A 20441-nucleotide genomic window follows, 5' to 3' on the forward strand; every position below is an offset into this window, starting at 1 on the left:
AACACTACGTCGTTAGCGCCGGTGTTTTTGACGATCGGATATCGGGCCTCCCACAGTTGTCACCCGCTCCATATCATCCTCGCTGATCGCGACGAAGATCGAGAAAGACACATGGTAATCAGTCCTGCACGAACTGCCCACACAATTAAGTATAATTGGCTAACAATACATCGCATGGTTGCAGTGAACCTCCGCGAAGGCGTCCGGTATGGTGCCTACTTGCTTGGCTACTTCATCGTGCTGTTCCTGATCGGCGGCATCATCATCGAGATCGGTATCGAGCTGTTCCTCACGGATAGTCTGTTTCTCACTGTCATCGGCGGGATCGTTGGTGCCATCGGCGGGTTAGTGATCTACGCCGGTCTGCTCGGTTTCGGATACAAGATCATCGCCGATGCCGTCGAGCAGGGCATTCGAAGCTCTCAACGCCCGGTCGAAGAAGCCACCGGCCCATCGAGAAGCCAGCAGATCGTGGACGTCATCACGAACAATCCCGACGATCAAGACGTGCCACCGGAGCAGTAGCGACTGACAGTCGACCCTACCGGTCAGTTCGCAGTAGTCGCGGTCTCGATCGCCATCTCCAGATCCGCGATGATCCGGGCCGGTTCCTCGATACCGACCGAAAGACGCACGAGATCGTCGGTGACGCCGGAGGCGTCCCGTTCGTCGTCGGTAAGCTGCTGGTGCGTGGTGCTGGCCGGATGGAGGATCAACGTCTTCGCGTCACCGACGTTGGCGAGCATACTCGCGAGCTCCGTCGATTCGACGGTCGTTCGCGCAGCCTCGTATCCACCCGCGACGCCGAAGGTGATCATCCCGCCATAGCCACCGTCCAGATACTCGCTCGCCGTTTGATGCGTCGGGTGGTCGGCAAGCCCCGGGTAGTTGACCCACGAGACGTCGTCGTGCTCCTGTAGCCACTCCGCGACAGCCAGTGCGTTCTGGCTGTGGCGCTCCATTCGCAGTGGCAGCGTCTCGATCCCCTGCAACGTCTGCCACGCGTCGAACGGAGCCTGCTGATTGCCCAGATCGCGCATTCCACGGGCGATCGCAGCGTAGGTGAACGCCTCCTCGCCGAACGTCTCCACGAAGTTGACGCCGTGGTAGGCAGGGTTGTCCTGCGCGAGTTCGGGATATTTCTCGGCGTGGTCGACCCACGGGAACGTCCCACCGTCGACGACGACACCGCCGACGGTCGTCCCCGAGCCGTGGAGCCACTTCGTCGTCGAGTTCCACACGAGATCGGCACCGTGTTTGATCGGGCGACAGAGTGCGGGCGTGGCGAACGTGTTGTCCACGAGCAGCGGGACGCCGTGATCGTGCGCGATATCCGCCACGCGCTGGATGTCCGGCGTATCGAGCGCGGGATTGCCGATCGTCTCGAAATGGACGTAGGCGGTATCCTCGTCGATCGCGTCGGCGTATGCCTCGTAATCGAGCGGATCGACGAACCGAGTGGTTATCCCTCGCCGCTCGACCGAGTGGGTAAAATAGGTGTACGTACCGCCGTACAGCGACGAGCCGGTGACGATGTTGTCGCCCGCGGACGCGAGGAGGAACGTGGTGAGATCGAGTGCGGCCATCCCGGAGGCGGTGACGGCGGCTCCGACACCGCTTTCGAGCGTCGCAAGGCGATCCTGCAGCGTTTCGAGCGTCGGATTCATCAACCGGGAGTAGATGTAGCCCGGCTCTTCGAGCGAGAACTGTGCGGCGGCGTCCTCGGCATCGTCGAAGACGTAGGAGCTGGTCTGGTAGATCGGCGGTGCGCGGGAACCCGTTGTGGGGTCGGGTTCCTGACCGGCATGGACCGAGTCCGTCGCAAGGGAGCGGCCGTCTGTATTATCGCTCATACATGTCTCAACCAAGACGGTCGTCATGATGGTGTGTTTGGAGGCCAACGTTGCCGACGACGATGACGGCATATTGAGCTCCTCCCCACACGACCAGTACGCAGAACGACCGCAGAGCACAGCGACAGCGATCTCTCAGATCTGATTCCGACGACGAGCACAGCACCGGCTCGATATCCATGAGAAGCGCGTGATAGCGGGAGGTGGATTTGAACCACCGATCTGCGGGATATGAACCCGCCGGAATGTCTGGCTATCCCATCCCGCTATCCGATGCACGCTTCGCGGCGGGGTAAAGATTGCGACCACGACGCGCTAACCGATCCCTGTCGATCACATTTCACGCCCGCTCGCGCAGGGACGAGCGTTCCACACCGTGCCCGCCCCGCACAGCACCGCCAAAGCCCTCACTCGCTTCGCTCACGGCTCACTGTGTTCGCCGTTCGCGTGGCGGCGCGTCACTCCGTTCGCGCCGCCCGCCGCTCGTTCGCCCTTCATCCGCCAGGTCCGCCCCGCACCGCCGGCCAGCACCGTCTCGCCGGCACGAACGGGTTCATCTAATTCGACGGCGAGATCCGCGCGGTCGATTGCGGGTGGAAAGAGCACGTCCACGCGGCTCCCGAAACTGATGTGGCCGATGCGCTCGCCGCGCTCGACCCGTGCGCCGGGTTCGACTGCCGGATGGATGCGGCGGGCGAACGCGCCGGCGATCTGGATCACTGAAAACGCGCCGCAGTCGATCTCGACCTTCTCGTTGCGATCCGAGTCCTTCGAGAACGCCGGCCGGTTCGCCCCCGGCGAGTGCGTAACGGTCTCGACGGTGCCGGCCAGCGGCGCGCGATTGACGTGGACGTCCGTGACGCCCATGTAGATCCCGACGCGCAGTCGCCCGTTCTCGCGGCGCACGACCGACACGCGACCGTCGGCCGGCGCGACGATCCCCCTCTCCGGCGTCTCGCGCTCGGGATCGCGATGGAAGACGAGCGCGAACAGCCCCGCCACGGCCGCCACGGCACCCGCGACCGGCGACAGCAGCGCCGCCAGTGGCGCGAGGGCGAACGCGGGCGTGGCGTATCGCCACGCATGGGGCGCGAATCGCACGCTCACCGCTATTCCCATCCCGTAGGTGTGTCTTCCGATATGCCCCGACCACCGGGTTTATTCGACCGGCTCCAGTAGGCACGCCGAATGGAGCGCCGTCACGCTCGCTACCCGTTCCTCGACGATGCGCGCCGTGCCGTCGGGAACGCGGAGTTCGATCTCCAGTCGCTCGCCGCCGACGAGCGGGTGCGCGAGCGCGCGAGCGAACGGGTCGAACGCGCGCTCGACGATGGCACCGTCGGCGAACCCAGCCGTGACACGCGCGTCGAACTGCTCTCCTACCCGCTCGCGCGCGTGCTCGTCTCGCTCGTCGACGAACACGTCCTCACGCGGAAATACGCCCGTGCCGAGGCCGCGACGGCTCACGACCGCCTTGCCGACGCCGAGAACCGCCGCGAGTTGAAAAGCGCCCGTACCGAACGACTGACCAGCGAGGAGCTCCTCACAGAGTTCGATCTCGCCACGGACGTCCACGCCGACGGCGACGGCTACCGCGTCGCCGTCGGGGCCTATCTCCCGCTGGCGGCCGACATGCGCGGCGAGGAGTGGCGACTCGTCAACCGCGCACTCTCGGACGGGGAGGTCTCCATCTCGGCGACCGATCTCGCCGAACTCCTCCGGAAGGCGATCGAGCGGCGCGTCGCGGAGGGATTGCCGCTTTCCGTTCCGGACGGGATCGCCGATGCGCTCAAATCGACCGTCGCGGAGATCCGGGAACGTCTCGCCGAACTCGATCTCACGCGCGAGATCGACACCGTCGTGCCCGACCGGTTCCCGCCCTGCATGAAGGCGCTGCTCGATTCGGTCCAGAAGGGCGAGCATCTCCCTCATCACTCCCGGTTCGCCATCACCTCGTTTCTCGCCTCGATCGGGATGAGCACCGACGAGATCATCGATCTCTACATGGTGAATCCCGGCTTCGGCGAGGAAATGACCCGTTACCAGACCGACCATATCCGCGGCGAGACCAGCCCGACGGAATACTCGCCGCCGTCGTGTGCGACGATGCAGTCCTACGGCGACTGTGTCAACATGGACGATCGCTGCGAGACGATTTCGCACCCGATGGCGTACTACGAACAGGCGCTCGACGACGCCGACGAGGAACTCACCGACTGGCGCGACGACGAGGGCGAGAACGAAGCCGATGCTGACGCCTGATCACTGGCCGGCGAGCCAGTAGCCCGCCGCGCTCATCACGACGACGAAGAAGACGATCGAGCCGATGAGCGCGAGCGGTCCCACACCGGAGAGGTTCGGATAGAGGAGACCTACGGCCACGATAGCGACGAGAAACAGCACGACGGCTGCGATGGAGACCGCGGCTTCGACGAACGTCTCCCGTTCCATACCAGTTCCTTCGCCGGCCGCGAGAAAAGCGCTTCGAAGCCCGCACGGCCGTGTGCATCGCTCCCTTCGACCGCCTCCAACGACTCTTCGAGCGAGCATCACCGACACGAACGGACGAACACCGAAGCGACACCGAGGAGGGACCGTTTCGACAGCGCGATGAAGGATAAAAGATAAACCGTCCTGTGGCGATTCCTCCCTATGAACGGCGGTTTCTAGTCCCGATGGCGTCCTCGATTTCATCATGAGTGTCTCCACCGACGAACCGAACGCTGCGCCCGCCTCCCGCCTCGCCAGAGCGCTTGCCGTGTTCGGCACGCTCGTCGCGACGCTCGCGGTCGGCGTAGCGATCGGCCCGCTGGCGGTTCTCGTGATCGTCGCCGTCGGCGGTACCCTCTTGTTCGCCTCGACGACGGCGGCCTTCGCGCTCGGGCAGGTCGTCCTCGTCGCGCTCGTCCCGCCTGGCGGTGCGCTCGCGATTCTCGTGATCGCCGAGATCGGCCTGCTCGGAGTGCTTTGCAGCCCTGCCGTCGACCATCACGATCCGGGACGGCTGCTCGTCGCGTCGCTGCTGGCCGGACTCGCGGTCGGGGCGACCGGCTGGCTCACCCTCCGATCGAGTCAGGCGGTCTGGCTCGCCGCGGGCGCGCTCGTCGTCGCCACCGCCTTCCTCGCCTACGGGATCCACCGCTACGAACGCGTGACGTTGGGGTTGGTGGAGACCGCATGAGCGAGAGCGAACCACGTGACCGACCCGCCGACGCGGACGAGGAGGCGACCGACGCGGAACCGATCGAACCGGGAGACGAGCGATCGACCGAAAGCGCCGAACTCGCCGCGCAGATCGACGTGCTTCGGGAGGAAAACCAGCGCCTCCGCGAGGAGTACGCCCGGGCGCGCCGGACGCAGTACCGACGGACGGCGCTCGCGCTGGCTGCGGTCGGCCTGCTCGCGACGCTCGGCGGTGTGGCTCTGCCCGATTCTCGAACCGTGCTCTTCGCGCTCGGCGGCACCGGTCTGTTCGCGGCCGCGCTGACCCGCTATCTCACCCCCGAACAGTTCATCTCGGCGTCGGTCGGAGAGGGGATCTACGGCTCGCTCGCGGCGACCGAGGCGGCGCTCGTGGCCGAACTCGGACTCCAGGACGAGCGGCTCTATCTCCCCGGGCCCGACATGCCGAACGGCGTCTCGATCCGGCTGTTCGTCCCCCAGCAATCGGAGTACGATCTCCCTTCGCCGTCGGCGCTCGATTCGATGTTCGTGCTTGCCGACGACGAGGCCGAGCGTGGCGTTGCCCTCCATCCGAGCGGCGGCCCGCTGTTCGCCGAGTTCCGCCGCACGCTGTCGGGTTCGCTCGCCGACGAACCGGACGCGCTCGCCGCACAGCTCGCCGACGGGCTCGTCGAACAGTTCGAGTTAGCACGGAGCGCGACGCCCGACTACGACGAAGCGGGGCAGGTCACCGTCGCCATCGACGGCAGCGCCTACGGCGCGATCGACCGGATCGACCATCCCGTGGCGTCGTTTCTCGGCGTCGGGTTCGCGGCCGGGTTAGAACGTGCGGTGGCTGTCGAAACGACGTCGGCCGACGGCGACCGTGCCGACTTCCTCATGACGTGTTCGTGGGACAACTCCTAACGGTCGTCGGGTGAGCCGCCATCGTGGACCGCCGCCCGCGTCGCCGGAGCCTGATCGCCGCCCGGTGGCTCGACGCCGCTCTCGATCTCCGCCAGCACGTCCGCGGCCGAGACGTCGCCGAGTGATGCGTCGGTGCTCAACACCAGCCGATGGACGAGCACCGGTTCGAGCAGCGCCTTCACGTCGTCCGGGATGACGTAGTCGCGACCGTTGATGGCCGCACGGGCTTTCGCCGCGTCGAGGAAGGCGAGCGTGGCCCGCGGCGACGCGCCGTACTCGACGTTCGGATTTTCGCGGGTCGCAGCCACGATATCGAGCACGTACTCCTTCACGGAATCGTCGACGTACACCTCGGTGACGGCCGCGCGTGCGTCGAGCAGTTCGTCGGCGGTGGCAACGCGCTCGATCGCCCCGGGATCGAGATCGGGATCGTCGTCGAAGCGGTCGAGCAGTCGCCGGCCTTCGTCGCGATCGGGCAGGTCGGCCGTGAGCTTGAGCTGGAAGCGATCGCGCTGGGCCTCCGGCAGCTCGAAGGTGCCCTCCATCTCGATGGGGTTCTGGGTCGCGACGAGCATGAACGGCTCCGGCAGCGAGAGCGTCTCGCCGCCGATCGTGACCTGTCGTTCCTGCATCGCCTCCAGCAGCGCGCTCTGAGTTTTCGGCGTCGCCCGATTGATCTCGTCGGCGATCACGAGGTTCGCGAACACCGGCCCGCGCTGGAGCTCGAACTCGCCGGTCGGCTCGCGGTAGACGTGCGTGCCGGTGACGTCCGCGGGCAGCACGTCGGGGGTCATCTGGACGCGGGTGTGTTCGAGCCCGCTCGCGCGGGCGAACAGCCGTGCGAGCGTCGTCTTCGCCACACCGGGAACGCCTTCGAGCAGCACGTGGCCTCGGGTCAGCGCGGCGATCGTCAGCCCCTCGACCAGCTCTTCCTTGCCGATGAGCACCGCGTCGATCTCCGCGCTCAGCGTCTCGTAGAGCTCCTCGGGGGCAGTCATCGTCCGTTACTCATCCCGACGGGCCATAATCCCTTGTATGACGCGCTCGGTCCGCTCGTCGTCCCAGTCGGGGTGGCGCTCGCGAACGAACGCTGCCAGCGCCTCGGGCCGTGCGGTCAGCGACGACTCCTCGGTGCGGCCGACGCGATCGGTGAGCCGCCCAACGATGCCCGGGCGGCGCACGAACAACGCGATGGCACCGATCCCGAGCGCTCCGAGCAGGATCTGGAGCAGCGGGGCGTCCCTGACGACCAACAGCGCGACCGACAGCGGCGGCAGACCGCCCGCATGCGAGTAATCCAGCAGCACGCGCTCGTGAGCGCCGAACACCGACCGGACGAACGCCTGATTGCCCGACCGCTTGACCATCGCGTTGATGAACAGGCTCGGATCGCCGACGACGAGCACGCGTCCGTCGCCGACCGCCTCGCTCGTCGCGACCGGTTTCGTACCGATTTCCTCGCCATCGCCGAGTTCGCCGTCACGATCGCTGTCGACGTACGCCACGTCCGACGTGCTCGCGAGCACCGTCGCGCCATTTGGACTGACGGGCGAGCCGTGATTGAGCGTGAGTCCGTCGACGCCGGTCAGCAGCGACGCGTTCGAGACGTTACGGGCGATCGGCAGCGCCGTCGACTGATAGTTGTACTGCTCGTCGCGCAACAATTGGCCGGGCACGCGCGCTTGCGCGCCGACCGCCTCCAGGAGGGGGTTCGCGTGCTGACCGAAGTCCTCGGCTACCAACAGCGTGCCTCCGTTGCGGACGAACGTGCGGAGGCGATCCGTCTCGCGCGGCCCGTAGCCACTTTCGGGTGAGAGGACGACCGCGATCGTTCCTTCGGGCGAGCTGTTCGCGTAGCGGTCCGTATCTCGAACGATCTCGCTGTCGGCACCCGCAGCCTGAGCCTGCTCGCGGAGTTCGGAGGCTCCGTCCCACGCATCGTTGTACGAGCCGAACGCGACGCTCGACGTGCTCGCCGCGAGCACGAGTCCGACGACTGTGACGACGGTGAGCGCCACGAGCACGAGCTGTGGATAGCCGACGTCGAGACGGTCCCGTAGCCCCATCAGAGCACTCCTTCCGGCAGGATCGCGAGCACCCGGCGGACGACGATGTAGGCGAAGCCGGTCAGCCCGACCAGGACGATCCATCGCAGTCGCGAGCGCCATTCGGGTGTCACCGAGAACGGTGCCGTGAGCTCGACGACGATCAGGAAGCCGATGAGCGAGACGACGAAGAACAGCTCCAGCGAGAGCGCCCCGAGCAGTGATAACCCGACGACGGCCGCGAGCATCCAGGCCGTCTGCGCGTAGATGAACCGTTGCCGTCGACGGGTCGCCATACGCTCTCGATGTGTGCCCACCACTAAAAACGCGCAGGTCTCCCCGCGTCGCTGTAGCGATCTCGCTCACTCACCTGCCACTCGTTTCGGGGACAGTTCACAAACGAGATCCTCTCGGGACCATATTATCGAGAGTCTGTAAAACTGATTTTATCGTATTTGAACATAAGCAATCATACTTCGGGAATATAGGAATTTTCTAAAGTCATATATCAGAGATTCGGAAGTGATTTTTCGGACGCGAGTAGAACCCTGAACCACATAGTTTCGTGAATGTTACCAGTAGCTGAGATAATACCTCCAGAGAACAGGTGTTTCCGCGTTCAAATTGGACCGGACAGTTAGCTTTCGGCAGCTGCGGCTGGCTGGTCGGAGGTATCGTATTTCGTTCGGAACTCCCCGATGAGTTGGCCCATTTTCGCATACCAGTCATTCAACATCTGCTGCATATCGTCTGCGACGACATCGGGATCAGTCGGCGAGAAGACGTGGTAGTAGCCACCCTGGTCGTAGTTGATCTGTTCTTTCTGGACGAATCCCGCCTGGCGAAGCCGCTGAATCGATCGATACACCGTCGAGCGCTCGCGGTCGACCTCGTCGGCGATTTCATCGATAGTCAGCGGTGCTTCGTCCGTGACGATGACTTCGAAACAGTCTCGATCGAGATCGGTGAGACCGTGGAAACATTCGAGGAGGCCCTCGCATTCCATGTCTGCGCGGAGGTAGTCCGCCATTGAGTCGGGCATTGCTTGATATTCCTAGTGGATGAGTGGCTAAAGATGTTGTGCATATCCTGCACGACTATACACAACCGGCTTGAGAACGATCTTCGACGGCTCCGGGCTACTGTTCGGCGTCGCCCCAGACGTCGACATCCGTGAGGCGGAGTTCGCCGTTCGCCTTCCACGTCCGCGGCCGACAGGCGACCACCGCCGCCACGACGAAGAACGCGACGACGACACCGGATACGATGATCCCAGGGATGGCACCGATAGCGGCGCTCGCGGGCCACTCGGCTGCCTGCGTGAACGCAGTGATCCGGACCGACCACGCGACGAGCAGGACGGTCATGAGTGGAAGGTACACACGGCGCAGGCGATGGGCAAGCGCCTCTTCGAAACTGATCTTGATCTTCGGCTGGCGGTAGTCTTCGCTCAACTCGCGTCGCCAGTGGGGATCGCTGATGTCTTTGGTGGCATCGAGCGCGTTCGCGAAGACGTTCTCCTGCATCAGCCGAACGCGCGAGCGCCAGAGGTCGTAGCCACGGTATCGGCGGGCCTCGATCACGAGGAAGACCGTGAGCATCACCATGCCGACGAGGAGGATGTAGTGGGGGTTGTCGCTCGTGAACGTCCAGGTCAGGATCGCCGCCATGATCGTGACCGCCCAGTTGGTCGTGCGATCTAAGCGCTCGCGCCAGAACTTCATTCGGTGGATTTCGCCGCGATAGAGGTGTGCCATCGACGAGCCGGGGCCCATCTCTTCTTCGAACATTCCGCGACCGATGTGGCGCTCGGTTTCTCCGGTCGGATCGAACGAGGCGGTGTCGTCGCTCACAAGCACTCCTCCGTTGGTGGCAGCTGGTCGTCGCCGTACCGGTCGCAGTCGTGTCGTTCGTGGTCAGCGTGTTGCTCGTGATCAGTTGTGGTCATCTGTGAGTAGATCGAGTGTCTCAATCGCTTGGCGTGGCCGTTCCACTGGTGCTCTCTCGATAGGATCGCCAGTAGCCCTGCGCGTATGCGCCAAGGAACATTCCAGCGAGCCCGATCAGGATGGGGAAATTCCCGATTCCGAGGCTGGCGTACGCGGAACCGGGACAGAGGCCTGAGATTCCCCACCCGACACCGAAGACGACCCCACCGAGGAGCACGCTTCGGTCGAAGGTCTTCTTGCGCTTTCCGTACTGCTCGTCGGTGAGCGGCGCACGGTCGAGGTACCGCATCGCAAGTGTCATGACGGTTCCGGTAACGGTCGCTGCACCGCCCATCACGAACACCAGTCCCAAGTCTTGTAACTGGAGGAAATCCAGGACGATCTCGGGTTTGGCCATCCCGCTGTGGGCGAGTCCAAACCCGAACAGCGCGCCACCGAGAACGATCGTCGGCATGAACAGCGGGCTGCGCGACTCGCTGCTCATGGCGACACCCCCAGTGCTTGCATCGAGAGTGCGGCTCCGATCGCCGTCAGCATGAACGTCGCAACGTTCGCAAACGAGGTTCCCGACAGCGACGCGATCCCATTGATCCCGTGACCGGAAGTACAGCCCTTCCCGAGTCGGGTGCCAACGCCGACGAGCACGCCACCGGCGAGCAGCCGCCACGCCTGCACGTCGGTCGTCCAGCCGCCACCGCCGAGCGTGAGCGCGTAGATAGTCGCGCCAGCGACCATACTCAGTGTGAAGACGATCCGCCAGTCACGCGAGACGAGATATTTCGCCCGGTTGAACCGTGGGATCTTCGAGATGTACGATAGTGTCGACTCGAAGAACGTGCTCGCACCCGGTGTGATCGCCGTTCCGAGGTAGATGGTCGAGACTCCGAGTCCGATCAGGACGCCGCCGATGGCGTACTGGCTGATGCCACGTGGGAACAATCCCGCAAGTGCCGTCTGTCCAAAGTGTGTCAACTCCATCTCTCCGACCATTCAATCACTCGTGAGCGCGTCTTGACTGGCCGCACAGTTGTTCGGTCCCTGTTCGAGTTCGAAGGCCTTCTCGTCGGTCGTCTCGCGCTGGCCGAGATTGGTCGCGATGATCTCCTCGTAGTTGCTGGGTCGGGGCGGCATGTCAGACTGAATGAACTCGACGAATTCTTCACGAGTCATCCCCAGTGCATTCATTCGAGCTTCCAAATCGCCAAGGCGTGCAGTATAGGTGCCGCTTTCGGCCTCTGCGCTGTCGCTGAAGTGGCCGGGTGCAACGATGGTGTCGTCAGGTAGTTCGAGAATTGTGTTCTGGAGGGTGTCGTAGAGTTCCCTCGCGGCGTCGGCCGCCCCCTCCGCACCCTCTTCGAGGTCGGGACGAGCAACGCTCTCGGTGAACAAGCCGTCGCCGGCAAACAGGACGTCGTTCACGCGGTAGGACGTCATTCCGGACGTGTGGCCGGGCGTGTGGAGCACTTCGATCTCGGTCTCACCAACAGCGATGGTGTCACCGTTCTCGACCGTCTCGTAGTCGCTATCGTACTCGATACCGCGCTCGGCGGCGGGTTGTGGAACGGTGGGCGTCGCCCCGAACTCCTCGGCGACAGTACGGACACCGCTGATGTGGTCAGCGTGGACGTGCGTGTCGAGCGCGTCGGTCAGTTCCGCGCCGAGTGCGCGCGCGTCCTGTTGGTACGTATCGGCAAATGCCCGTAGCGGGTCGATGACTGCGGCTTCGTCGCCGCTGACGACGAGGTAGGCGAGACAGCCCGACGAGGGGCGCTGATACTGGGCAATCGTCGCATCGGCGTCGGTATCGAGCTCGTGGTATTCGTAGAGTCCCGCCCAGCCGTTCATGCCGCGGGCGAGATGACTCACCTCGTAGCCGCGCTCTTTCAGTAGACCTGCCACGTACTCGCTCGAATCGCCCTTCGCACAGAGAACAGTTACGTCCCTATCGTCGGGAATTCCCTCGAAGATCGCCTCGTCAACGTCACCGAGAAGGAATTCGAAGTACGGAACATTGTGGACGGTGACGTTCGGTCCGTCGATATGCCATTCCTCGAACTCCTCGGTTGCACGCGTATCGAGCAGGAACACCTCCTCGCCGCGGTCGATGCGTTCTTTCAATTGGTCGGGTTCGATTGACTCGACCTCGACTTCTGGCTCCGGGAACTCCTGTTCGCTCATCACTCTCCCATATCGAACTGAGTCCAATAAAGCTTTTCATAGTATAGTGTCTACTCCACAACTCTACGAAGCCGGAATCTCTCTATAAGTCCATCACACCGGGATTTGAAGTGATTATCCTTGACACTCGGGTTTGGATATTGAATGACATTCGCAACACTTTTAGAGTCGTGTTCTGTATTGTGCGCCAGAGGCAAGACGGACATGAGTACGGAATACGATGCTGCGACGACACTCGACGTACAGGGCGAGAACTGTCCGATGCCGGTCGTCAAGACCAAAGGGGCGACCGACGATCTCCAGTCCAACGAGGTCCTCGAAGTGCTGGCGACCGACTCCGGCAGTATGAGCGATATCAAAGGCTGGGCCGACACGACGGCGGGCGTCGAGCTGGTCGACCAGATCGAAAGCGAACAGGACGGCGAAGACGTCTACAAACACTACGTGCGCAAGACCGAATGATGACGACGATTATCACCGAGATTTCGAACGCCCACGACATGGGTGGCCAGCGATGAGCACGGAGACACAGTCGACCGCTGGCGAGACGATCGAGGACGCCACGGCGCTCGAAGCGCGCATCGAGGAACTCGAAACCGAGCTCGCTGAGATCAAGGTCGACGAGGACGATCAGCAGATGGTCATTATTGCCACGAAGGGTACCCTCGATATGGCCTATCCGCCGCTCATTCTCGCCTCGACGGCGGCGGCGTTCGGCTGGAGCGTGACGATTTTCCACACGTTCTGGGGTCTCGAAATCCTCCACGAGGACCACTCGAAGGAGCTGGGCCTGAGTTCGGTCGGCAATCCGAACATGCCCATCCCAAATGCTATCGCCGCGCTGCCGGGCATGGACCGGGCAACCGCGAAGATGATGGAAAAGCGCATCGCTGACAACGACGTCGCAAGCGTCGAGGATCTCATCGAGACCTCTCTCGACAGCGGTGTCGAACTCCAGGCGTGCCAGATGACAATCGATCTGCTCGACTACGATGAAGCCGACTTCTACGACGGCGTCGAGGTGGGCGTCGGCGCGGCGACGGCCTTCCAGCGTATGGCCGACGCGGAGATTCAGCTCCTCGTCTGAACCGGCCGTATCGGTGGCATTTTTCGCGCGAGCATCCGTAGCTCCAGTATGGTAGCACAGCTGCTTTGGGTCAATCTCGAACTCGCTGGCGAGGTTTCGGACGAAGAGATGACGGAGTTCGCCGAAGGGATTGCCGAGTTTCCGGAACTTCGATGGAAAATCTGGCCGTTCAACGAGGAGCGAAACGAATCCCAAAGAGTTTTTCGCGGTGCATACAATACTCCACACGGATGACGCTCCCCATCGATCCGACTCAACTGGACGAAGACGACATCGGCACGAAGCGAACCACGCTAGAGATGAGTCACGAGGACGCCATCGAACACGTTCGTGAGGTGTTTACCGACGCGGGCTTTGGCATCCCTACCGAGTTCTCACCGTCGGAGTTGCTCAACGAGAAGGTTGACGCCGACCGCGACCCCTACTACGTGTTGGGTGCGTGCAACCCCTCGGTGGCGAACCGCGCGCTCGACGCCTCGGAGAACCGGCTGGGTGGCCTGTTCCCGTGTAACGTCGTCATCTGGGAGGAAGAACCCGGTGTTCAGACCGTGTATCACGTGAGTATCATGCGGATCGCACGGCTCGTCGGAATGGCTCCGGACGACGAGGCAATGGCTGACATCATCGCTGACACCGGCGAACTCGCCGACGAAGCGTTCGAGAGGCTGTAACGATGGGCTATCACACCTTCGACGCCGACGGGGCCGACAAGTTAGAGCGGCCGGAACGACGCTATCGGTTCCTCTCGACCGAGGAACTACTGTGGGCACTCGCACTCTCCTCGGAGGATATCGTCGCCGACCTCGGCAGCGGGACCGGGTTTTTCACCGACGATGTCGCACCCCATGTAAGCGGGGTGTACGCGGTCGATATCCAGGAGGCGATGCACGAGTATTACGAAGAGAAAGGCGTCCCGGAGAACGTCGAACTCGTCACGACAGGGGTCGAAGAGCTTCCGTTCGAGGACGGAAGTCTCGACGCCGCGTTCTCGACGATGACCTTCCATGAATTCGTGAGCGACGACGCGCTCGCGGAGATTCGTCGAGTGTTCACGCCGGCGGGGCGGCTCGTCATCGTCGACTGGACTGCCACCGGCACCGGAGAGAACGGCCCGCCCCTCGACGAACGGTACACTGCTGACGCAGCCGCGGATGCCCTCCGTGACCACGGGTTCAGTATCGAACACCAGTTCAGCCGCCCGGAGACGTTCCTGCTGGTCGCCACGATCGAGTAAGGGAATTCTCAACCTGGTATCGTTGGCTGCTACTATATCGGTACTGGGTAACGATCGACGAAAGACAGCAGATCCTCGCCAGTAGACAGTATTGTATTGTCTTCACAAAATTCTTAAATACCAACGGGCCGTATTGGAGAGTGATGGCAGCCGAAACAGCAGCCAACGCCAGTATCGACACCCCCACGGAACCGATACCCATCGGGGGCCGGGACGAGTTCGACGACGTCACGGCCGAGTACGATGTCGTACTCACGGATTTCCACGCCGAGTGGTGTGGGCCGTGCCAGATGCTCGAACCGATCGTCGATCGGCTCGCAACTGAGACTAATGCCGCGGTCGCGAAAATCGACATCGATGAAAACCAGCAACTCGCTCAGACCTACGGCGTCCGTGGTGTCCCGACGCTCGCCCTCTTCGCCGAGGGCGAGCAGGTTGAGAAGGTCGTCGGCGTCCAGTCCGAGGAACAGCTTCGCTCGCTGATTGAGCAGTACACCGAGTGAGTGAGTAGGAAGACTCAGGATCTCGTCATCGCCGGTTCGGGTATTGCCGGACTCTCGGCGGCCGTCTACGCCGCTCGTGCCGACCTCGAACCGCTAGTGCTCGAAGGCGACGAACCCGGTGGTCAGCTGACGCTCACGACCGTCACGAGGAGTTTTGCCTTCCGACGCACTGAGAGCGATTGGTAGACGATACCGATTACTGTGTCGGTCCGGTCTTGAAACGGTCGCTGCAACCGCTTACTGTGCCGAGGTCAGTGATTAGTGGACGTCAAGACCAATATTTCCTCAATTAGCACAACCAAAGATACATTCCGCAACCGCGCAAACTGGTAGGAAATGGATCATTCGGACGTGGACGATATGTCTAGTGACAATTCTGGGCCACGGTGGTCGGTACTCGGACTAGCGGGTGTTGGTAGTCTCTGCTGTATCGTGGCTCCCACCGTAAGCGTCGCCAGTGGGGTGACGGCTGCCAGCGGGGCGACAGCGGCCGTCGGCGGCGGTCTTGTTCAGATACTGGTGACAGCACTAACAGTTGGAGTGATAGGTCTTGTAGTCCGGCACCGGATGGACCGCTCCTGTGAGCGGTGATGATCTCGTCGGTTCGTGCTGAACTATCCAATGATTTCACCGCCTGATAGATGGCCGAGAGAGCGGAGCGTGTACCACGTCACGTACAGTCCGATGAGCACGAACGCAGCACTGCCGACCGACCGGACCGGGGCGGCGTAGCGCCCGAGCGAGAGCGAGCCCTCGGTGAGACTGGCGACGACGCTCAGCCCGACCATCAGCGTGCCCATCCCGGCGGCGAAGGCGGCGAAGACCGCCAGTCCCGAGAGGAAACTCCCCGTGAAAAACGACGAGAGCACGACGCCGAGGAACACCGGGAGGTTGCAGGCGAGACTCCCGACGCCGTAGAGCAGGCCGAACGTGAAGAACTCCGAGTCGGACACCTCACCGCGCTCGGGGAGTTCGATGGCCTGCAACGGTGATATACCGTAGTAGTAGGCGGCCCCGAGCGCCACCAGCAACGGGCCGACGAGCAGTTGGAGCGACGCGAGATACGGGCGTACCCACTGGCCGACGACGAGCACGACCCCGCCGACGAGCAGGTACAGCAGGACGATGCCGAGGGTGGCGATCCCGCCGATACGGAGCCCGCGAACCGCGCCGCGACGGCCGGTCGCGGCGACCGACAGCCCCGTGCCGAGGAACACCGCCGCCACCGGCGGGAGGTAGCTGCCGGTGCCGAGTTTCGCCAGTGGGACGACGATCCCGTAACCGGGCAACAGCAGACGGATCCCCGCCGTCGCCATGTAGAACAGTGGGATCGCCCCGGCGAGGAAGAGCAGGACGCCGTTCGCGAGCAGCAGCTGCCGCGCGAAGCTGCTCGATTCGCCGCCCGCCCGTGGATTCTCCGAGACTGTGGTTCCGCCGTCGGGTTCTGCGTCGTGGGTGAAGTAGTAGGTCAGATACGCGGGCAGGAGGCCGACGCTACACGGCGCGAAGAACATCAGCACGCCCGCGGCGTAAGCGGCGACCAGTAGCGACGGCTGATCGATGGTGACCATCTCAACTCACCCGACAGGCGCGCGGGTCGCCCGAGCGCGCGAGGAAGAAGAGCAACAGGACGATTCCCCCCAGTCGGAGAAGATTGCCGTCGAACGGCATCGCGGCAAGCGCGCCGGCGAAGCCCAGCAGGCCGAGCACACCCGCCCCGCAACTCGCACAGCCCGAGGCGAGCAGGCCCGGCACGACGCCGAGCAAGTCGCGCACGCCCGAGACGTCCTGTAGCCGGAGCTGTGTCGCCACGTTCGTCAGCGCAACGGCCGTGAGCACTGCATACATGACGACGAGACTCAACCCGAACGGACCGATGGTCGCGTACGTGTTCGCCGTCAGCGCGAGCACCGCCTCGTCGAGATAGCCGAAGCCGGCGGCGAGCATCTGTGCGGAATATTCGGGAAAGGAACTCAACACGAGCGCGACGTACGTCACGACCGCAACCACCGCCGCACCGAGCGCCCGGCGGTTCGTCGTCAGCGGGAACGACAGCGCCGCCACGAGGCCGCTGTCAGCGCCGATCGGGCGTTCGCCGCTCATGCCCACCTCCTGCACTGCCGGTTCGTCACGAATTGTTCACCTGTTCGATGGCGGATTCAAATTGATCGTACGGCTGTGCGCCGACGATTTTGCCACCCTCTTCGGACTGGCGATTGTAAACGATGAATCCGGGTGTGCCGCTGATACCGAGCGAGCGTGCCCGCTGGCTGTCTGCCTCGATGTTCTTCTCGATTGAATTGCGGTTTTGGCTCATACATTGCTCGACGTCATCGGTCGAGACCCCCTCAACGTCGCGGGTGATGTCGAGCAGATTTGCCTGTGAAGCCCACCCGGAGTTCTCCTTCCCTTGAGCCTCGAAGACTGCCGAGTGCCACCGCCAGTAGGCGTCGGGGTTCGATCCCTTGACCTGTCGCCAGACACACTGGTCCATCACGGCGGCAGTCATCGAACTCTTCCCGATATAGGGAAACTCGATAAAGACCATGCGCACGTCGCCAGTGGAGACGTGGTTCTCAATGAGTTTCGGCAGCGTGTCGCTTTCGAAGCGCTCACAGAACGGACACTGATACTCGCTCCAGTAATAGATGCTAACTGGAGCATCGAGCGCACCCATAATTGGACGCCCGCCGAGTTCGATGTCGAACGCACCCGTCCCGGTCGTCGCGTGCATCTCGGCTGAGACGGTTGACGAGGTATCAGATCCGAGTGTGGAAGCCCCATAGACGACACCGCCGCCAATCCCAACCGTAGCGATTCCACCGAGTACCGTCCGTCGTGTGAGTTTTGAATCGTCCATTTTGTAATCTGTGGTCAACGATAGATCGAGTGCAAGACAAATATCATTCCAGTGGTCAATACACAGGTTTGAATCAACCCTGAGAGAGGGGATTTGAGGTTCACCTGGGCTAGAAGCGAGCAGTCGATCGCACTCCCGAGACTGAGAAACAGGAAGCCGACCGACGTGAACAACATCGGACGACTCTGATGTCGCTGATATGCTCGATAGCCTTGATAGGCAATGAGCAACCCGAGGACAACGACGAGAAGTTTCCCGCCGACCAAAATCACGTTCATTGATCCGACTCCCGAATGCCATCCCAGATGTGAGCGAACCGGTCGGCCGGATCGGACCGCCTCGAAACGGAGACGGTCACGGTTCCGGCGTCGAATTCGACGTTAATATCTTTGACAGTCGCTTGATACAGGCTGAAATGGTGTCCATCCTCATCGGCCTTCGTATACTCGTCAAGCAGGCCATGCTGTTGGAGCTCGTCGGCGCGTCGGTAGACGGTCGACAGCGATGCATCGCACGCGTCCCCGAGTTCTTTTGCTGACATTGGTTCATCACTCGTTGCCGTGAGGATACATCGCGCATACTGGTCGTCGAGGAGACGGAAGATTGCGGCGTCATCAGTATCCCCACTCACGGTCGAATTACCGAGACGATCCCCTAAATACACGGGCTCTTTTGCTGAGCCAGCGAATCGTCACACGCTTTTACGGTCATCTCACCCTTCGATCGAGTCGATGCCACCAACGCGGACTACAGTTGCCAAGGGCGCAGCGGTTAGCATCGGGTCGTTTCTGCTGTTCGGGATCGTGACGGGCCTTCTCCCGAATCCGCTGTACGTTCGAATGGTTCCACGAACCCTCTTCGATTACACGTTCCTCGTCCTTACCTCGTTGTTCGCGGGCATATACGTCGCCCAACAGTCGACGACCGATCGCTCGAAGGACGACCGATTGGCCTTCGGCAGCACTATCGCAGGCTTTCTCGCCTTCGGTTGTCCGATCTGCAACGTGTTCCTGCTCGCGTTGTTCAGCAATTCCATGCTGATGACGTACTTCGACCCGTATCGTCCGCTGCTGGGAGCGGTTTCGGTTGCACTCTTCGCCGGACTGCTCTACTACCGTCACCAGCAAGACTGTGAATCCTGTGGCCGAGCGGTCGAATCAGAGAGTTCCACCTGATGATAGCTCGCGGCGAACGCTCTCGCTTATTGACAACGATACTGCTTATGCCGTCGTATTTGATGGTTCTCTATCCTATCGCCGACATCGCTGGTCCCCATGGATGGAGTGTCCAGCACGAGGAACAGTGATATGCAACAGAAATGTTTATCCATCCCAATACCGTACATGGTGGTATACGATGTTCGAAAAGATCACCGCCAGAGGCCTCGCAAACAAACAGGATTCGGGCGCTGACGACTACGTTCTCATCGACACGCGGCCCGAGGACAGTTACGGCTCGTGGCGCGTGACGGGGGCGGAGCACCTCCAGTTCGGCCCGGCGGAAATCCTGAGCGACGACCAGAAAGAGCGCGTCGAGCAGTTGGCGGACAGCGACGAGATACTCACTATCTGCGGGAAAGGAGCAACATCGACACGACTCGCCTCCGAGCTCGACGCCAACGGCTTTGAGGACGTCTCGGTCGTAACTGGAGGGATGCGCGAGTGGAACGAGCTATACGAAACTGCGGAAGTCGAAACCGCGACTGACGACCTTCTCCTCATCCAATTCCAGCGCCGCGCGAAGGGCTGTCTCTCCTATCTCGTCGGCTCGAAAACCACTGGAGAAGCTGTTGTCGTCGATCCCACTCGTCACACCGATCAGTATATTACTACTGCCGCCGAGCACGGGATGGAAATCACGCACGTCCTCGATACACACGTCCACGCTGACCACATTTCCGGCGGGCGCGACCTCGCAGCCAGACTCGACGTTCCGTATCATCTCGGCGAGCAGGCAACCAAGCGCGACCTCGCCTACGACTTCGAGGCGCTCAAAGACGGTGAAACGCTTTCGATGGGCGACATCGATATCGAAGTCCTCGCGGCACCCGGTCACACTACCGAGATGGTCGCCTACCGCGTCGGCGATGAGGCCGTGCTCACGGGAGACAGCCTGTTTCTCGATTCGGTCGGACGCACTGAACTCGAATTCGGCGAGGAAGGGGCCGAGAACGGAGCGAGGATGCAGTACGAGACGCTTCACGGGACACTGCTCGAACTCCCCACGGAACTCACCGTTCTGCCGGGCCACGTCACAGTCGAAAACGACGGCACCTACGCGAACGCTTCGCCGGGCGAACTCGTCGGCGCTACGCTTGAGGAGGTCCATAGCCGACTTGACCTCGCCGATCTCGATGAGGAGGCGTTCGTCGAGCGAATGGTTGAAAATGTTCCTGCGAAGCCTGACAACTACGAGTCGGTCATCGGTATCAATCGAGGCGTGGAGCGCGTCGAAAGTGACCGTAACGCCACGATGCTCGAAACGGGCGCAAACAACTGTGCAGCTTGACATCCTCCCCGCCCTGCTCACCCCTTCGGGGTTCGCTGAGGACGGGGATTCCCGACCGTAGTTGGGATATTAGGGTTCGCAGTTCGGCGCTTGTTCTCGCGAGGCGAAAGCGCCCTCGCTACGGTCGAACAAGTG

Annotated in this window: 28 protein-coding genes, 1 tRNA gene and 1 pseudogene; 13 read left to right on the forward strand and 17 right to left on the reverse strand. The window is 62.4% G+C overall.

The features are described from left to right. Positions 1-174 precede the first annotated feature (174 nt). On the forward strand, positions 175-525 hold the full coding sequence (locus NO363_RS00345) for a hypothetical protein (protein WP_256686049.1): 351 nt from the start codon (positions 175-177) through the stop codon (positions 523-525). A gap of 23 nt (positions 526-548) precedes the next feature. On the opposite strand, the gene NO363_RS00350 is transcribed toward NO363_RS00345, so the two are convergent. The 3 genes from NO363_RS00350 to NO363_RS00360 form a co-directional block, all read right to left on the reverse strand. After that, on the reverse strand, positions 549-1853 hold the full coding sequence (locus NO363_RS00350) for an O-acetylhomoserine aminocarboxypropyltransferase/cysteine synthase family protein (protein ID WP_256686050.1): 1305 nt from the start codon (positions 1851-1853) through the stop codon (positions 549-551). Positions 1854-2047: 194 nt separating this feature from the next. Then, positions 2048-2121 (reverse strand) — tRNA-Met (locus tag NO363_RS00355). 152 nt (positions 2122-2273) lie between these two features. After that, positions 2274-2954, reverse strand: coding sequence for a protein sorting system archaetidylserine decarboxylase (locus NO363_RS00360; RefSeq protein ID WP_256687986.1), 681 nt, complete (start codon positions 2952-2954; stop codon positions 2274-2276). A gap of 87 nt (positions 2955-3041) precedes the next feature. On the opposite strand from NO363_RS00360, the gene priL reads away from it, so the two are divergent. Beyond that, complete coding sequence (gene priL / locus NO363_RS00365) at positions 3042-4115, forward strand: DNA primase regulatory subunit PriL (RefSeq protein ID WP_256686051.1); 1074 nt, start codon at positions 3042-3044, stop codon at positions 4113-4115. Here the strand turns inward: priL and NO363_RS00370 are convergent, their stop codons facing one another. Beyond that, positions 4116-4304: a DUF7472 family protein gene (locus tag NO363_RS00370; RefSeq protein ID WP_004051043.1), complete on the reverse strand. Its 189-nt coding sequence runs from the start codon at positions 4302-4304 to the stop codon at positions 4116-4118. Between the two features lie 244 nt (positions 4305-4548). On the opposite strand from NO363_RS00370, the gene NO363_RS00375 reads away from it, so the two are divergent. Continuing rightward, on the forward strand, positions 4549-5034 hold the full coding sequence (locus tag NO363_RS00375) for a DUF8163 family membrane protein (protein WP_256686052.1): 486 nt from the start codon (positions 4549-4551) through the stop codon (positions 5032-5034). Then, entirely contained in the window at positions 5031-5942 is a 912-nt protein-coding gene (locus tag NO363_RS00380; RefSeq protein WP_256686053.1) for a DUF7982 domain-containing protein, read from the forward strand. The genes NO363_RS00375 and NO363_RS00380 overlap by 4 nt, the downstream gene beginning before the upstream one ends. Here the strand turns inward: NO363_RS00380 and NO363_RS00385 are convergent. The 8 genes from NO363_RS00385 to NO363_RS00420 form a co-directional block, all read right to left on the reverse strand. Next, positions 5939-6940: an AAA family ATPase gene (locus NO363_RS00385; RefSeq protein WP_256686054.1), complete on the reverse strand. Its 1002-nt coding sequence runs from the start codon at positions 6938-6940 to the stop codon at positions 5939-5941. The genes NO363_RS00380 and NO363_RS00385 overlap by 4 nt on opposite strands. 6 nt (positions 6941-6946) lie before the next feature. After that, entirely contained in the window at positions 6947-8008 is a 1062-nt protein-coding gene (locus NO363_RS00390; RefSeq protein WP_256686055.1) for a DUF4350 domain-containing protein, read from the reverse strand. Beyond that, positions 8008-8283, reverse strand: coding sequence for a DUF8044 family membrane protein (locus tag NO363_RS00395; protein WP_256686057.1), 276 nt, complete (start codon positions 8281-8283; stop codon positions 8008-8010). The genes NO363_RS00390 and NO363_RS00395 overlap by 1 nt, the downstream gene beginning before the upstream one ends. A 341-nt stretch (positions 8284-8624) precedes the next feature. Continuing rightward, positions 8625-9029 carry a helix-turn-helix domain-containing protein gene (locus NO363_RS00400; protein WP_256686058.1) on the reverse strand — a complete coding sequence of 135 codons (405 nt, stop codon included), beginning with the start codon at positions 9027-9029 and terminating at the stop codon, positions 8625-8627. A 97-nt stretch (positions 9030-9126) separates the two neighbouring features. Then, complete coding sequence (locus NO363_RS00405) at positions 9127-9840, reverse strand: DUF2270 domain-containing protein (protein ID WP_256686059.1); 714 nt, start codon at positions 9838-9840, stop codon at positions 9127-9129. A gap of 115 nt (positions 9841-9955) precedes the next feature. Then, positions 9956-10420 (reverse strand): DUF6691 family protein, encoded by a 465-nt coding sequence (locus NO363_RS00410; RefSeq protein ID WP_256686060.1) that lies wholly within the window; start codon positions 10418-10420, stop codon positions 9956-9958. Next, complete coding sequence (locus NO363_RS00415; protein WP_370525571.1) at positions 10417-10914, reverse strand: YeeE/YedE family protein; 498 nt, start codon at positions 10912-10914, stop codon at positions 10417-10419. The genes NO363_RS00410 and NO363_RS00415 overlap by 4 nt, the downstream gene beginning before the upstream one ends. A gap of 12 nt (positions 10915-10926) precedes the next feature. After that, complete coding sequence (locus NO363_RS00420; protein WP_256686062.1) at positions 10927-12114, reverse strand: MBL fold metallo-hydrolase; 1188 nt, start codon at positions 12112-12114, stop codon at positions 10927-10929. Positions 12115-12318: 204 nt separating this feature from the next. Here NO363_RS00420 and NO363_RS00425 point away from each other — a divergent pair, with 204 nt between their 5' ends. From NO363_RS00425 to NO363_RS00455, 7 genes and pseudogenes are all read left to right on the forward strand, one after another. Further along, positions 12319-12576, forward strand: a complete 258-nt coding sequence (locus tag NO363_RS00425) for a sulfurtransferase TusA family protein (RefSeq protein WP_256686064.1) — start codon at positions 12319-12321, stop codon at positions 12574-12576. A gap of 52 nt (positions 12577-12628) precedes the next feature. Next, positions 12629-13201 carry a DsrE/DsrF/DrsH-like family protein gene (locus tag NO363_RS00430; protein ID WP_256686065.1) on the forward strand — a complete coding sequence of 191 codons (573 nt, stop codon included), beginning with the start codon at positions 12629-12631 and terminating at the stop codon, positions 13199-13201. 48 nt (positions 13202-13249) lie between these two features. After that, positions 13250-13435, forward strand: a complete 186-nt coding sequence (locus tag NO363_RS00435; RefSeq protein ID WP_256686066.1) for a YdhR family protein — start codon at positions 13250-13252, stop codon at positions 13433-13435. Next, positions 13432-13872 carry a DUF302 domain-containing protein gene (locus NO363_RS00440; RefSeq protein ID WP_256686067.1) on the forward strand — a complete coding sequence of 147 codons (441 nt, stop codon included), beginning with the start codon at positions 13432-13434 and terminating at the stop codon, positions 13870-13872. Before NO363_RS00435 ends, NO363_RS00440 begins: the two co-directional genes overlap by 4 nt. 2 nt (positions 13873-13874) lie before the next feature. After that, positions 13875-14435: a class I SAM-dependent methyltransferase gene (locus NO363_RS00445; RefSeq protein WP_256686068.1), complete on the forward strand. Its 561-nt coding sequence runs from the start codon at positions 13875-13877 to the stop codon at positions 14433-14435. Positions 14436-14578: 143 nt separating this feature from the next. Then, positions 14579-14938, forward strand: a complete 360-nt coding sequence (gene trxA, locus NO363_RS00450) for a thioredoxin (protein ID WP_256686070.1) — start codon at positions 14579-14581, stop codon at positions 14936-14938. Continuing rightward, positions 14939-15094, forward strand: a pseudogene (locus NO363_RS00455) (NAD(P)-binding protein); the annotation flags it as partial. A 458-nt stretch (positions 15095-15552) separates the two neighbouring features. On the opposite strand, the gene NO363_RS00460 reads toward NO363_RS00455, so the two are convergent. The 5 genes from NO363_RS00460 to NO363_RS00475 form a co-directional block, all read right to left on the reverse strand. Beyond that, positions 15553-16509: an integral membrane transporter gene (locus NO363_RS00460; RefSeq protein WP_256686071.1), complete on the reverse strand. Its 957-nt coding sequence runs from the start codon at positions 16507-16509 to the stop codon at positions 15553-15555. A 1-nt stretch (position 16510) separates the two neighbouring features. Next, entirely contained in the window at positions 16511-17041 is a 531-nt protein-coding gene (locus tag NO363_RS00465) for a hypothetical protein (protein ID WP_256686072.1), read from the reverse strand. A gap of 25 nt (positions 17042-17066) precedes the next feature. Next, the gene (locus NO363_RS00470; protein WP_256686074.1) at positions 17067-17672 is read right to left on the reverse strand and encodes a DsbA family protein; all 606 of its coding nucleotides are present in this window, start codon (positions 17670-17672) and stop codon (positions 17067-17069) included. A 140-nt stretch (positions 17673-17812) separates the two neighbouring features. Beyond that, positions 17813-18076, reverse strand: coding sequence for a DUF7521 family protein (locus tag NO363_RS14180; protein ID WP_440939887.1), 264 nt, complete (start codon positions 18074-18076; stop codon positions 17813-17815). Continuing rightward, a complete protein-coding gene (locus tag NO363_RS00475; RefSeq protein ID WP_370525572.1) occupies positions 18073-18339 on the reverse strand; it encodes a transcriptional regulator in 267 nt (88 codons plus the stop codon). Before NO363_RS00475 ends, NO363_RS14180 begins: the two co-directional genes overlap by 4 nt. A 190-nt stretch (positions 18340-18529) precedes the next feature. Between NO363_RS00475 and NO363_RS00480 the strand changes: the two genes are divergently transcribed. Together NO363_RS00480 and NO363_RS00485 are read left to right on the forward strand one after the other, a co-directional pair. Next, the gene (locus NO363_RS00480; protein ID WP_256686078.1) at positions 18530-18973 is read left to right on the forward strand and encodes a hypothetical protein; all 444 of its coding nucleotides are present in this window, start codon (positions 18530-18532) and stop codon (positions 18971-18973) included. A gap of 181 nt (positions 18974-19154) precedes the next feature. Next, positions 19155-20306, forward strand: coding sequence for an MBL fold metallo-hydrolase (locus NO363_RS00485; protein WP_256686080.1), 1152 nt, complete (start codon positions 19155-19157; stop codon positions 20304-20306). Positions 20307-20441: the final 135 nt, after the last annotated feature.

This window comes from Halococcus qingdaonensis (assembly GCF_024508235.1).
In the GTDB taxonomy this organism is placed as follows: Archaea; Halobacteriota; Halobacteria; order Halobacteriales; family Halococcaceae; genus Halococcus; species Halococcus qingdaonensis.